The organism is Bacteroides sp. HPS0048 (assembly GCF_964240755.1).
GTDB classification, from domain to species: Bacteria; Bacteroidota; Bacteroidia; order Bacteroidales; family Bacteroidaceae; genus Bacteroides; species Bacteroides nordii.
Genome location: NZ_CAXSVC010000013.1, coordinates 19122 through 33659, shown reverse-complemented (window position 1 = coordinate 33659; position 14538 = coordinate 19122). Strand labels below are relative to the sequence as shown.

The window sequence follows — 14538 nt, the reverse complement described above, 5'->3', positions numbered from 1 at the left end:
CAAGAAAAGTACGATGTCTCTTTTTTGAAATATATAATCTCTTCCCAATTAAAAGTAGTATAACTTTTAAATAGTACTTTTTTTCAGACTACTCATCATGGTCCTCTTCTGCTGTTGTACTAAGTACTATATTACGGGCAATGTGAGTTTCATTACCAGCTGCATCCGTACAATATACCATTAAATGATAATCCCCCGGGGTTGCATCTTCAGGAATTACTATGTCATGATGATGAACATGTACATTCTTCTTACCGGAAACGTCATACGAACGGTTAAAAACGAATGGAACTCTCCCTTCTCCCTCCGCTCTGGTTCCTCCATGTGAGTGATGATCAAAATTATTATGGATATCTATTTTATAAGATTTCAGCATGACGTCATCCGAAAGATCCATTTCAAAGTGTACTCCTTTTTCCGAACCAATCAACAAAGCTTGCCCCTCGGCAGGCTCATGAAGGTCAATCACCGGTTTGGTTGTATCACTATCTTCCTTATCACAAGAAAAAAATGCAAGAACAGAGATAACTAATATAGTTGTGAAATAAATTTTTGTTTTCATTTTAATAACTGTTTAATGGGTACTTTGATTAATAACTGAAAGTTTCTCCCCGGTTCAGGAATTTCCATCTTCCGGTAAAAACTAAGATGATTGTAATAACGGGTATCGAATATATTCCGGGCAGTCAGAGTTATTTCTACCTTCGTCCCTCCTATCGGAAAATTCAGAGTTCCTCCAAGGTGAAACAAGTTAGCTCCCGGAGTGCGGTCTTCATTACGATCTACACGGTTTTGCGAAGCAACAGATTGCCACTCGGCATAAACTGTAAATAGGTTCTTCTGCCAGGTTAGTACGTTACGCATAGAAGCAGGAGGTGAAAAACTCAGTGGTATATGCTCGTCACAATTATAAGTATAAACATACTCACCGGAAAAACGATAATTCAACCGACGCAGGAAATCGATACTAAACGATGCTTCTATCCCTGCAAACAGAGCTTCTGCACCTGTATACCGATAAATTTGCCCGGCATGAGGCAATACAGACCATTCTCCGGTGGGATGCAGAAAGATATAATTACTGAACCAACTCACATATGGAGAAACAGACACGGATAATCCTTTCCGCTCCAAAAGATAAGAAGTATCCAGTTGCCATCCCTGTTCGGAAGCAAGTGAAGCATCTCCCTGTTCATGACGGAAAGTGCCATGATGTACTCCGTTAGAAGCAAGCTCATTGGCTCCGGGCAAACGAAAGCTACGTCCTAAATTCACTTTTACCAAATGTGCCGGTAACGGATTCCACACTACTCCCAACGAAAGAGAATAGTCTCCGAAACGACGATCTACCTTATGACTATTCCAGCGATAAAAATCTACCTGCTCACTATCATACCCCTGACCCTCCAGATAAGTTGCCAGATAGTTATCTTCATGAGCCGAAATATGAATTGTACCATAATCGTAACGTATTCCTCCCGAAACAGAAAAGGAATTATTCGGACGATAAGTAGTGAGCCATAGCAATCCGGTAGAGAAGCGGTGATACTCCGGCAACAGAAAAGAATATCCGGAAATACTGTTCTGCTGATATTGACTATCCCAGCCAGCAGTATGCTCCCAGGAAGAAGAACCGAACAAACGCAGCTTAACCGAAGAACTAAAAGTATGAAGCATAAAAGCTAATTCTTTATCAGGATCTTTTTCCGGCAGAGGCTGTGTTCCATAATGTGTATGAAAAGCACTCCACTCTTCCCGATGATTATCCTGATAGCCAAAATCGCCGGATAGCAGTATACTTTCCCAAGCATACTGCTGATGGGTGGTAAACTTCAAGTGATTCACTTGGCTAAAAGGCAACTCAATATTACGACTATCCCCATCATCTTGCAGACGGGAAATATCGGGTATACCATGTGCTCCGGGAAAGAAACCATTCTTCTGAAACACATTACTAATCGCATAATCAGACTTATAATCCTTGTGATGATACTGAGTAAAGAAACTGATATTGCGTTCAAGCCCAGCTGTATTCTTTAGTTTCCGTCCATACAACGGCATCTTTTGAGTGAGATAAATCACCGTATCTGCCGGCACATGATAATCTCCGAAATGTTGCTCAGAATAACGCATTTTCGTAAACCAAGCATTCTTCCTGAATCCTAACATAACAGAACCTCCTACCGTTCCATTAACCGACTTTCCCAGAAGTGCCGCTTCACCAAAAAATTGATTAGTCAAGGGAACAATAGCAGGTGTTATATCGATCACTCCACCCATAGCATCACTTCCATAAAGTAGTGAAGAAGGGCCTTTCAGTACATTAACGACATCCACGTTGAAAGCATCCAATTCCAATCCATGGTCTGCACCCCATTGTTGCCCTTCCTGTTTCACACCATTTTCCAATACTACAATCCGGTTAAATCCCATCCCCCGGATCATTGGTTTAGAGGTACCTACACCGATGTCCATCGCCTGCACGCCAGGAATATTGGCCATAGCCTGCATAAGATTACCTGTAAAATTCTTCCGCAAAAAGTCCTTGTTCGCAACATCAACCGTAAGTGCAGTCTTTTTCATCTGATGTTGTTGATACGACTCCGTAACCACCACTTCAGACAAAGATACACTCTTGATTGAATCGGACTTTTGTGCATGGACAGCCAGGGCAAAGCATAGCCCTAACACGCCCGAAATAATTCCGATACGCATCATTTACAATTTATTGTTTATAATACTGTGAAAAGATAATATAGATAGTTATGCTATCGGAGGTGCACGCAAATAATGGGAATAAGAAAGCGTGTAAGCTATCTTTTCGGGGTAAGTAACACGCTCATAGGAAATGAGCGGTAATATAAGAGTAAAATCAAATGATATGGCTTCCGTAAAAAGAGAAAGAGAGAATTGGCAGATAAGACAGTCATCACAAGCATTATGGGAGTTATGAGAATGATGAGTGTCCGAACAAGAAGAAGATACAGCATTATCTCCTCCGTGGTGATGGAGTGCCTTCACCACAAAGAAAGGCATGAATGTTGCAAGCAACAACCATGAAATGCAGACTCTTTTTCTAATATTCCTCTTCACCGGTTCTTTGTTATATCAATAAGGGAATGTCGCAAAGATATGTATCCCCCTCTATATATGCAACTATATTGCATATCTTTTCATAAAACAGGTCTTATTTTACCAATAGATAGGTATATTAATACATCTGCTACCCTGATAGTTGAATTATGCAAAAATAAATCCTTATTTTTGCAGCTATATTAATCACTATTCGAATTATGACCATGCGTTACAAACTATCAGCTCCCTCTGTAGTGAGGACCACTATACAACTCCCCGCCTCCAAAAGTATCAGTAACCGTGCACTCATCATTAATGCACTGGCCCGGGGGACAACTCCTCCATGCAATCTGTCCGACTGCGATGATACATTAGTAATGATCAAAGCACTGGCAGAAAATAACGAAACCATAGACATCATGGCTGCCGGAACAGCGATGCGTTTTCTTACCGCATACCTAAGCACTGTACAAGGCACACATATTCTCACCGGAACGGAGCGGATGCAACAACGTCCGATACAAATACTGGTCAATGCACTCCGTGAACTGGGTGCACAAATAGAATATGCCGGTAAGGAAGGTTTTCCTCCTTTACGTATTCATGGAACTGAACTAAAAGGCAACGAACTAACCCTGAAAGGCAATGTCAGTTCACAGTATATTTCCGCCTTGCTGATGATCGGTCCGGTTCTGAAAAATGGATTACGCCTGCATCTTACCGGTGAAATCATCTCTCTCCCGTACATCAACCTTACATTACAACTGATGAAAGAGTTTGGTGCAAAAGCCGCCTGGACTTCGGAAAACAGTATCGAGGTAGCTCCGAAACCTTATACTCCGGTATCCTTTATGGTAGAGAGTGACTGGAGTGCCGCTTCCTACTGGTATCAGATAGCTGCCTTATCCGAGCAGGCAGAAATAGAACTCATGGGGTTGTTCCGTAACAGTTATCAGGGAGACAGTCGCGGAGCCGAAGTATTTTCACGCCTGGGCATAACAACTGAATTTACTCATGAAGGTGTACTTCTCAAAAAGAGCAACAGACTTGTCGAACAGCTAAACGAAGACTTCGTTGATATCCCCGACCTGGCGCAAACCTTTGCTGTGACCTGTTGCCTGCTGGGCATTCCGTTCCGATTCACAGGATTGCAAAGCCTCAAGATAAAAGAAACTGACCGCATTTTTGCGTTAAAAGCAGAACTCCGGAAATTAGGATATCTACTTCAGGATGCACAAGACAGCATATTGATTTGGGACGGTAAACGCTGTCAGCCCGAAGCACAGCCCGTAATACAAACGTACGAGGACCATCGGATGGCAATGGCTTTTGCTCCGGCAGCACTCCGCTTTCCGGAAATGCGCATTGCAGAGCCACAGGTTGTTTCCAAATCTTATCCCGCTTATTGGGAGCATCTACAACAGGCAGGTTTCCAAATAGACAATAAAGAATGAAACCTTATAAGGTTATCCCATATTTTCATTTCTCTATAATCTGTGTTAATCTGTATACTCTGTGGTAAATAAATCAGTACCTTTGCACAAAATGAGAGATTTAGAATTATGTGGATACTGATCGTAAGTCTGTTGCTACTCACCCTCGTAGCATTAATTGCCGGACACATCCGCAACAGAAGGTTGCAGAAAAAGATAGAAAACGGAGAGTTGGAAAGCTTTCCCGAAGTGAAAGAAGTAGACGTAGAATGTTGCGGACAACATGAAGTCTGCGAAAAAGACAGCTTGCTGGCTGCCGTCAGTAAGGAGATAGAGTATTATGATGATGAGGAACTGGATCAATTCATTGGCCGGGCACCGGAAACATACACGGAGGAAGAAATGGAAATGTTTCGTGATGTATTCTATACGATGCAGGAAACAGATGTAGCCGGTTGGGTTCGTAGCCTGCAACTAAGAGGTATCAACCTTCCCGATAATCTGAAAGACGAGGTATTCCTTATCATCGGAGAACGGAGAATGCATCCCTGATTATAATAAGTAGTACCTTTCTGCCGTTATTAATAATTAGTAAGTTAAGTATCTGAATGGATCTGTTACAATATACCTTTTTTCAGCATGCCCTCCTGGGTAGCCTGTTGGCCAGCATAGCCTGCGGTATTATCGGCACTTACATAGTGACGCGCCGACTGGTGTTTATCAGCGGAGGAATTACACATGCCTCATTCGGCGGTATCGGCCTGGGGTTATTTGCAGGTATATCGCCCATTCTTTCGGCTGCCGTGTTTTCGGTATTATCGGCTTTCGGAGTTGAGTGGCTCAGTAAGCGAAAAGATATGCGTGAAGATTCTGCCATTGCAGTATTCTGGACACTCGGAATGGCATTGGGCATTATGTTCAGTTTTCTTTCACCCGGATTCGCACCGGATTTATCAGCCTATTTGTTTGGCAATATCCTGACCATCACAAGAGGGGACTTGCTAATGCTGGGATTACTGGCTATAGTACTTATCATCTTCTTCTGCTTGTTCATCCATCCTATTATCTATGTAGCATTCGACCGCGAATTTGCCCGCTCCCAGGGAATTCCCGTAGCAGTATTTGAGTATTTGCTAATGATGTTCATAGCACTGACAATTGTTTCTTGCCTGCGCATGGTTGGTATTGTATTGGCTATCTCATTACTTACCATTCCGCAAATGACCGCCAATCTGTTCACTTATAGCTTTAAACGGATTATCTGGTTATCTATCGGCATCGGTTTTTTGGGATGTCTGGGTGGGTTGTTCGTTTCTTATCACTGGAAAGTACCTTCGGGAGCCTCCATCATATTTGTATCCATCCTAATTTATGCCGTATGCAAAGTGATAAAAAGATGAATCATGTGAATAATGTGCCAATGTGCCGATGTGACAATGTGACAATTGGCTGCGCTATGATCCGCAAGGCAATGGGTCGTACTATGATCCGTAAGGTAATTAGCACATTAGCACATTGGCACATTGGTACATTATTTATCATTGGTATATTATTTACCGGCTGTTCTACCAAGAAGAACACAGCGGGAAGCCGTTTTTATCATGCAATGACTACCCGGTATAACGTGTACTTTAACGGAAATGAAGCATACAAATCGGGATGCAAAGCCATTGAACAGGGCAACAAGGACAACTATATGGAGATGATCCCACTTTATCCTATTGGCAATAAATCAACTGTGGGAACCGGCAGTGGTGATTTTGAACGGGCTATAGAAAAATCCCAGAAGGCTATCGCAGTACATTCCATCAAACGGAAGCCTCAACGCAAACAGGGTAAACGCTACACGGAAGAGTACAAACAATGGCTGGCACGCCGGGAATTCAACCCTTTTCTGCACAAGGCCTGGATGTTAATGGGGAAAGCACAGTTTCAGAAAGGAGACTTTCCCGAAGCGGCTGCAACTTTCTCATACATTGCGCGCCTATATACCGGTCAACCCAAAATTACAGCAGAAGCGCGTATCTGGCTTGCCCAGTGTTATACACAGATGGGATGGTATTATGATGCAGAAGATGTTCTTCTAAAAGTAAACAACGACAGCCTGCCCTATACCCTCGCTCCTGCCTATTCACGAACTTACGGGCATTATCTGCTGGGTAGCCAACGCTACCGGGAAGCAATCCCACATCTGCTTACTACCATCAAAAATGAAAAGAATAAGCGGCAGAAGGCGCGCCAATACTATCTCCTGGGACAAGTATACCAGCTTCTGCAAGATCCCGCCAAAGCCTATCAAGCTTACGGAAAGGTTATCAAAATGAGCCCTCCCTACGAAATGGAGCTAAATGCACGTATCCGTCAAACAGAGGCCTTCCCGGCCGGGGAGGTGCGCCAGGCGGCGGAAATAAAGAAGGCGACGGATAAGCTGCGACGCATGACGCGGAGTGATAAGAATAAGGATTACCTGGATCAGATTTATTATGCACTGGGGAATATTTACCTGGCGGCGGGGGATACGGTGCAGGCGATTAAGGAATATGACCTGGGAGTAGAGAAGAGTACACGCGGAGGGGTGGAGAAAGGGATTCTGCAACTCACGCTGGGCAATCTCTGCTGGGAGATGGGGCGGTATGTGGAAGCACAAACGGCTTACTCCGACGCTATCGGGTTGCTGGAGAAGACGCATACGCAATATGAAGAGATCACGAAACGTTCTGAAATACTGGACGAATTGGTGCCCTACTCTACAGCTGTGGAGTTGCAGGATAGCCTGCAACATCTGGCATCACTGGATAGTGCCGCGCGGATGGTGGTGATCGACACATTGATAGCCCGTGTCATCCGGAAAGAAGAGGAGGCGAAACGGCTGGCAAAAGAGGCCGAACGGGATGCATTGCGTGAGTCTATTGCTGCCGAAAATGCCGCCAATGCCCCACAGCAACCTACTACAACGCAACCTACAATACCTACGGGAGATGACTCCTGGTATTTCTATAATTCGCAAGCAGTAACACAAGGTAAAGCTGACTTCCAACGGCTGTGGGGACGACGCAAACTGGAAGATAACTGGCGGCGGAGAAACAAAACAGTGGTTGCCCTGGACGATTTCGAGCCGGTCAACTACGATGAGGCGGCGCTTCCCGCGCAGGGAGATACGACAAGCGATGATAATAAAGATGCGGCAGGTGATGATGCAACGCTTCCCGCGCAGGGAGATGTGGCAGGCGATAAAGAGAATGATTCTCAGCTTCCTGCCGATACGACTTCTACCGCTGCCATCGATGAAAAGAATCCGATCTTCTACCTGCAACAGATTCCGTTGACGGAGGAAGCAATGGCGGCCTCTAACGAGATCTTGTCAGACGGTCTGTTCAACATGGGAATGATATTCAAAGACAGAATGGAGAACTTCTCCCGCGCTGAGCATTCCCTCGGACGGTTGGTTCATAACTTCCCGGACTTCGGCCAACTGGATGTGGCATACTATAATCTTTACCTCATGCTCGGACGTATGGATCGCATGGCAGATGCCAACCTATATAAACAGGAACTTATAGACCGTTTCCCGGATAGTAAGTATGCCAAGATGCTCGCCGATCCTGACTTTGCCTACATCGCCGTACATGGCAAGCACCTGGAAGATTCGCTTTATGCCAATACTTATAAGGAATACATGGCAGGCAATTACAAACAGGTAGTGGCCAATGCGGAATACTCTTTCAACAAATATCCAATGGGACAGCATCGTCCGAAATTTATGTTCCTGCATGCTGTAAGTGCCTTGCAGGTAGGGGATCAGAAGCAATTCCTGGCCGAGCTGAAAGAGCTTGTGCAACAGTACCCGGAAAATGAGATCACCGATCTTGCCGCCCATATCCTGAAAGGGGTACAGGAAGGACGTCTGCTGGCAGAAGGCAGTATCTCCTTTGGTAGTATCTGGTCGCGCAGAAGTGCGGAAGATCGGACAGACAGTACGCGTATAGCCGGAATGGACAGTACGCACGTCTTTACTGCCGAACGGAATACGCCTTACTTATTCATACTGGCCTACGAAGAAGGAAAAGTAAACGAGAACCAACTGCTTTACGAAGTAGCCCGTTACAACTTCTCATCCTTCATGGTGAAGAACTTTGACCTCTCCTTCTCCCACGACCGGGGTATCGGACGACTCGTCATCCGTTCATTTGCCAACTATGAGGAGGCACAGTATTATCAACGCCAACTTTACGCTGATCCGCATATGAACGAACGTCTCAGCGGAATGCGGGCTGTCCTTATCTCAGAAACCAATTATGAACTGCTGAACCAATTCTATAGCTTCGACGATTATGATGTGTTCTATAAGAAGACGTTCGATCCATATCCGACGGAGGAAGAAGTACCCATCGATGGAAGTACACTGGATGAACCCTTACTGAACCTTCCACCGGTCGATGAAACCGCCCCGGCAGAAGAGGACGAAGGCGAAGAGATACAACAATCCCCCGGCACCAACTACTTCTAGGCGGCGCTTCCCGGCGCTTCCCGCGCGGGGAGGTGCGACAGGCGATGGTGGCGGAATAATAATAGCAATAATAATTGCGCAGCCAAATAGTAAATAGTAAATAGCTAAATAGTAAATATCAAGATGAAGAATGACCGATTACTCTGGGTAGACGACGAGATAGACCTTCTCCGTCCCCATATCCTTTTCCTCGAGTCGAAAGGCTACGAGGTACATACCGTCAGTAACGGACAGGATGCCCTCGACCGTTGCCGTGAAACGGACTATGATCTCATCTTCCTTGATGAGAATATGCCCGGCATCAGCGGCCTTGAAACGCTGGCACAGATCAAGGATATCTCTCCGACCGTACCTGTTATCATGATAACCAAAAGCGAAGAAGAAGATATCATGGATATGGCTATCGGTAGCAAGATAGCCGACTACCTGATCAAACCTGTCAACCCCAATCAGATACTTCTTTCATTAAAGAAGAATCTGCACCGCCGTGACATTGTTTCCGAAGTAGCGCAAACAGCCTATCAGCAGAACTTCGGCAAGATAGGTATGCAGATCAATGACTCTCTCACTGCCGATGATTGGGTGGAGCTTTATCGCCGCCTCGTCTATTGGGAACTGGAACTGGAAGCCAGTGACAGCCCCATGAGCGAAATGCTTTCCATGCAGAAAACGGAAGCAAACACGGCCTTCACCAAGTTTATCAAGAAAAACTATATCGACTGGATGAAGACGATGGACCCCACACGCAAAGGAAATGCTGTGCAGGAAGCTCCGATGATGAGTCCGGACGTGATGAAACGTATCCTCTTTCCGCTGCTGGATCAGGGGGAGAAAGTGTTTTTCCTTGTGTTGGACAACTTCCGCTATGATCAGTGGCGCGTAGTTGCCAGTGAGCTATCCGAGCTTTTTACTTTCGAGGAACAGCTCTATTTCAGTATCCTGCCCACTGCCACGCAGTATGCCCGTAATGCTATCTTCTCCGGATTGATGCCGGATCAGATCGCACGCATGTTTCCCGACCTGTGGGTGGACGAGGATGAGGAGGAAAGTAAAAACCTCAACGAGGCTCCGCTGATACAGACTTGTTTCGACCGTTACCGTCGGCAGCACACCTTTTCTTATCATAAGATAAACGATGCGTCTGCCGGAGAACGTCTTGTGGGTCAACTTCCACAACTGATGCAGAATGACTTGAATGTGGTAGTATTCAACTTTATAGACATGTTAAGTCACACCCGGACGGAGAGCAAAATGATACGTGAACTGGCTTCGACAGAGGCTGCATACCGTAGTCTTACACTATCCTGGTTCCGCCATTCGCCGGTACGCGACTTGCTTAAAGAACTGGCAGCACGAAAGGTACGCATAGTCGTCACCACGGACCACGGTAGCATCCGCGTGGACAATCCGATCAAAGTACAGGCCAATAACGGAGAGATTAATACGAATCTGCGCTATAAGCTATCACGGAATATGTCCTATAACCCCAAACAGGTGTTTGAGATCAGCCGTCCGGCAGATGCTTTGCTGCCATCGCCCAACGTCAGCACCAAGTACATCTTTGCCAGTGGACATGATTTCCTGGCCTATCCGAACAACTTCAATTACTATGTATCGTATTACACCAATACCTTCCAGCACGGAGGGATCTCCATGGAAGAAATGATCATCCCCCTCATCACCCTAAAACCCAAATGAGTGGCGCTTCCCGGTGCTTCCCGCACGGGGAGGTGCGTCAGGCGGTGCTTCCCGGCGCTTCCCGCACGGGGAGGTTCGACAGGCGATGATAGTGGTAAGAGAAATAATCGTTCAAGAGTATAGGATATTAGTATTGAAACGCAGAAACTCACAGATTCACGCAAAGCATATCATCGCTCAAGTATAGCGCAGCCATTTAATCTGCGAAAATCTGCGATCATTTGCGTTTCAACAGAATGTTGTCATAATATAGACTAAATAGAAGTCCTGCTTAGTACAGCGCAGCCAAATAGTAAATAGTAAATCGTCAAATAGTAAATCATCAATAACTTTATGGAAATAAAAATTGAATCATTAGATCAGATACACGAAGCCGCCCGCGAGTTCATTAATGCGATGGGTGATAATACCGTGTTTGCCCTCTACGGAAAGATGGGAGCAGGAAAAACAACCTTTGTAAAAGCTCTTTGTGAGGAATTGGGTGTTTCGGACGTTATTACTTCCCCTACCTTTGCCATTGTCAACGAATACCGTTCGGATGAAAACGGAGAACTGATTTATCATTTCGACTTCTACCGTATCAAGAAGTTGAGTGAAGTGTATGATATGGGCTATGAGGATTACTTTTATAGTGGTGCCCTCTGTTTTATCGAATGGCCGGAACTGGTGGAAGAGCTTCTGCCGGGCGATGCTGTAAAGGTGACGATAGAAGAACTGGAAGGCGGCAGCCGGAAAATTACTCTTTAACACCGATGACACCGCATTATTTCATCTTAGGACTGTTTGCCCTGGCAGGTATCCTTTCATTGCTTGCCGCAGTGCTCAACTGGGGATGGTTCTTTACCGCACACAATGCCCAGGCTGTAGTACGACGGATAGGACGCTCCCGTGCACGACTTGTGTACGGAGCACTCGGATTGCTACTGATCGGGATGGCCATCTACTTCTTCCGGTCACTGAGATAATCAGAGGAGAATATGCCACAGGAATAGTACCGGGCTTTAGGAAGTGGCAGTAGATCGAAAACAGAGATGGCAGTAGATAAAAAAAGCAGATAAACGCAGATTTCCATCTATAAGAAGATGATTTTAGCATATTGCATCCTCGTCTCTTATCTTCGGAAATCTACGTTTATCTGTTTTTTAATAATCCCACCTCGTGAAGCCCGGCATCACGTTCCGGCAGGCTATTATACCGAAGGATCCTCCCCTTCGCCTTCACCGCCTTCGGAGCCGCTACCACCGGTTGAAATTCCCTTTGCCTTACGGTAATCGGTCAGTGAGGCATAGTTTACACCTTCTTCCAGCACGCCTCCGTTCTGATATTTGAGTTGTTGGATAATGTTCTGTCTGAACTCTTTGGAGGGAGTGAATAGGATACGGGGTTCTTTAATCATCACCCCGGCATTAAAATCATTGATATTTTCCACTCCATCACTTTTGAAGGTAATGCGCAGTGTCCCAAGGTCACCTACTTTCACGGTATGGCCCTGCAAGAGCTGTTCGGTAGCATACTTCCCCAGTAAGTCCAGTGCAGCTTCCATTTCGATGGGAGCAGTGCTGGTGTTCTCTGTAGCCGAACGGGTCATTGATTTAACACTTTGAGCTTCCCGGGTTTGAGGGACAGCATACCACTTTTTAGGTGCATCCGGCTTTGCCGGATTTCTCTTCTGTACAAGATTGAATTTCTGCATAACTTGTCTGCTTTTTAATTGTTTATAATGTCTGTGCGGCATATAAAATGGCACAGTTGTTCTGCTTTCAGAGACAGGCTGATGTCATACTTTATGACACCAATAATGTCATACTTTATAACATCAATAATATCGTGTTCAGTGACATCCTTAATGTTATGCTCGGTGACACACGTGTGTTATACTCGGTGACACACGTGTGTCATGCCCGGTGACACAGGTGTGTCATGCTCGGTAACACAGGTGTGTCATAACAGGTGACATCAGTGTGTTACAACAGGTGACATCAGTGTGTCATAATGGGTGACATCAAGGAACTATTTATCGTAGGCGTAAGTGCATTATTTTCAGACATATAGGTATATCATATCTGATAATTACAGAGGCGTCTTGATCGGTGACATACGTGTATCATTTCCGATAATAGGGATAAATCTTAAAGGAAGAGAGACGAGTATTATGTCAATTGCAAATATAACGATTCTTTTAATAAGATTAAGATTTCTTCCTATTTGTTTTCCTGTTTTTTCAATCTTTTTCTGTGGAGCGGCTTAAATAAGTTGCCTGGATTTCATCTCTAAATATTTATTGAGCACATCAATAGATAACTTATCGGGGGTAGTGAGTACGGAATAGATGCCGTTTTGTTTTAATGTAGTAACAATGAGACGCTTCTCATACGCAAACTTTTCGGCAATAACTTGCCGGTAATATCCTTCGGTATCTACCGGTTTCTTCGAGATATACTCTTTCAGATCAGCATCTTCAAAAAACACCACCAGCAAACGATGCTGCCGGGAAAGCTGCTGCAAATAAGCCAATTGCCGGTTCATACTGCCAAGACTGCCGAAGTTGGTATAGAGCACCAACAGGCTCCGTTTGTTTACATGTTTGGCCAAATGCACACAAAGCGCCGAGAAGTCGGTTTCTCCAAACGTCGTCTCCTGTGCATACAAACTTTCAAGCAAGGTCTGCATCTGCCCCGCCTGTTTGGAGGCAGGAACAAACGTATCGAAATGCTCATTAAAAGTAACCAGTCCGGCCTTGTCATCCTTGCGCATGGCAACATAGGAGAGCACAAGAGAGGCATTAATAGCATAGTCCAGCAATGTCACTCCCTGAAAGGCTTGCTGCATAACGCGTCCCTTATCAATCACATTGTATATCTGCTGCGAACGCTCGTCCTGGTATACATTCACCATCAGTTGATGCCGCCGGGCACTGGCTTTCCAGTTGATAGTACGGTAATCGTCCCCTTTTACATACTCTTTTATCTGCTCGAATTCGGTCTGATGTCCTACTCTCCGGATCTTCTTGATACCCAATTCCGTAAGATTATCGCTCATAGCAAGCAGTTCATAACGATGAAGCATCAGATAGGAAGGATATACTTTTATCTTCTGCCGTTTACCGCAGGACAGACGACGCTCGATTAACCCCAGGCGGGTAGAGGCAAACACACGGATCATTCCGAAATCATATACACCGCGATGGTTGGGACGCAGATTGTAAACAATCGTCTTTGCCTGTCCGCTATCAAGGGAGAGCTTGAAACAGATATCACGCTGCTGAAAAATCACAGGTACTTCATCTATTACCGACAGATGGACCGGAAACGGATAACGGCTCTCCACTCTTAATTTAACCTCATTGTTATCACCATTAGAAAAGCGGTCGGCACATGCGCGGGAAGCCTCGATACCCTTCGTACGATAAAGAAGAAAAACGTCTGCCACCACTGCCAGAGCAAGCAAAAGCAATGTTATCTGTCCTAACAGGAACAAAGACCCAAACAGGTATCCTCCGCATAGCAACAGAATAACAAGAATGGAAAACGTATAAAAGCGACGAGATAGGAATAACATAGGGAATTACTTATTTAGTTGACAATTGACAATTGACAGTTGACAGTGAGCTGCGCTGTGATGCTGTATAATGACTTTAAAGTGTTAATGACTGAGTTTGGGGGTGAAAGATTACTTAGTTGAAAGCTTATTTAGTTGACAGTTGACAATTGACAGTTGACAGTGAGCTGCGCTGTTATGCTGTATAATGACTTTAAACTGTCAACAATTCAGTTTAGGGTTGAAAGCTGAGAGCTTATAAAGCCGAAGGCCAAAGGCTAAAGAAAA

The 14538-nt window shown here is 45.0% G+C and carries 12 protein-coding genes; 7 read left to right on the top strand and 5 right to left on the bottom strand.

The genetic code is table 11. The features are described 5' to 3' along the window. Window positions 1-88: 88 nt before the first annotated feature. Genes ACESQI_RS12025 through ACESQI_RS12015 form a run of 3 tightly spaced genes read right to left on the bottom strand, consistent with a single transcriptional unit; the run spans window position 89 to window position 3093 of the window. A complete protein-coding gene (locus ACESQI_RS12025; RefSeq protein ID WP_002559261.1) occupies window positions 89-562 on the bottom strand; it encodes a DUF4625 domain-containing protein in 474 nt (157 codons plus the stop codon). Continuing rightward, a complete protein-coding gene (locus tag ACESQI_RS12020) occupies window positions 559-2715 on the bottom strand; it encodes a TonB-dependent receptor (RefSeq protein ID WP_373126206.1) in 2157 nt (718 codons plus the stop codon). The genes ACESQI_RS12025 and ACESQI_RS12020 overlap by 4 nt, the downstream gene beginning before the upstream one ends. Before the next feature lie 48 nt (window positions 2716-2763). Continuing rightward, the gene (locus ACESQI_RS12015) at window positions 2764-3093 is read right to left on the bottom strand and encodes a hypothetical protein (protein ID WP_025867546.1); all 330 of its coding nucleotides are present in this window, start codon (window positions 3091-3093) and stop codon (window positions 2764-2766) included. A 206-nt stretch (window positions 3094-3299) separates the two neighbouring features. Between ACESQI_RS12015 and aroA the strand changes: the two genes are divergently transcribed. The 7 genes from aroA to ACESQI_RS11980 all read left to right on the top strand — a co-directional run bounded on the left by aroA (window position 3300) and on the right by ACESQI_RS11980 (window position 11678). Next, entirely contained in the window at window positions 3300-4529 is a 1230-nt protein-coding gene (gene aroA, locus ACESQI_RS12010; protein WP_234130723.1) for a 3-phosphoshikimate 1-carboxyvinyltransferase, read from the top strand. 108 nt (window positions 4530-4637) lie between these two features. After that, window positions 4638-5060 carry a hypothetical protein gene (locus ACESQI_RS12005; RefSeq protein WP_002559258.1) on the top strand — a complete coding sequence of 141 codons (423 nt, stop codon included), beginning with the start codon at window positions 4638-4640 and terminating at the stop codon, window positions 5058-5060. A 56-nt stretch (window positions 5061-5116) separates the two neighbouring features. After that, a complete protein-coding gene (locus tag ACESQI_RS12000; protein WP_007484033.1) occupies window positions 5117-5908 on the top strand; it encodes a metal ABC transporter permease in 792 nt (263 codons plus the stop codon). Then, window positions 5905-9015 carry a tetratricopeptide repeat protein gene (locus ACESQI_RS11995; protein ID WP_373126154.1) on the top strand — a complete coding sequence of 1037 codons (3111 nt, stop codon included), beginning with the start codon at window positions 5905-5907 and terminating at the stop codon, window positions 9013-9015. The genes ACESQI_RS12000 and ACESQI_RS11995 overlap by 4 nt, the downstream gene beginning before the upstream one ends. A gap of 123 nt (window positions 9016-9138) precedes the next feature. Beyond that, on the top strand, window positions 9139-10713 hold the full coding sequence (locus ACESQI_RS11990) for a PglZ domain-containing protein (protein WP_373126152.1): 1575 nt from the start codon (window positions 9139-9141) through the stop codon (window positions 10711-10713). 333 nt (window positions 10714-11046) lie between these two features. Then, window positions 11047-11460: a tRNA (adenosine(37)-N6)-threonylcarbamoyltransferase complex ATPase subunit type 1 TsaE gene (gene tsaE, locus ACESQI_RS11985; RefSeq protein ID WP_002559254.1), complete on the top strand. Its 414-nt coding sequence runs from the start codon at window positions 11047-11049 to the stop codon at window positions 11458-11460. A 5-nt stretch (window positions 11461-11465) separates the two neighbouring features. Then, complete coding sequence (locus tag ACESQI_RS11980; protein WP_002559253.1) at window positions 11466-11678, top strand: immunity 17 family protein; 213 nt, start codon at window positions 11466-11468, stop codon at window positions 11676-11678. A 224-nt stretch (window positions 11679-11902) separates the two neighbouring features. Here the strand turns inward: ACESQI_RS11980 and ACESQI_RS11975 are convergent, their stop codons facing one another. Both ACESQI_RS11975 and ACESQI_RS11970 read right to left on the bottom strand, forming a co-directional pair. Further along, a complete protein-coding gene (locus ACESQI_RS11975) occupies window positions 11903-12406 on the bottom strand; it encodes a hypothetical protein (protein WP_122200837.1) in 504 nt (167 codons plus the stop codon). A 551-nt stretch (window positions 12407-12957) separates the two neighbouring features. Further along, a complete protein-coding gene (locus tag ACESQI_RS11970) occupies window positions 12958-14271 on the bottom strand; it encodes a DUF58 domain-containing protein (protein ID WP_122200836.1) in 1314 nt (437 codons plus the stop codon). Window positions 14272-14538 lie beyond the last annotated feature (267 nt).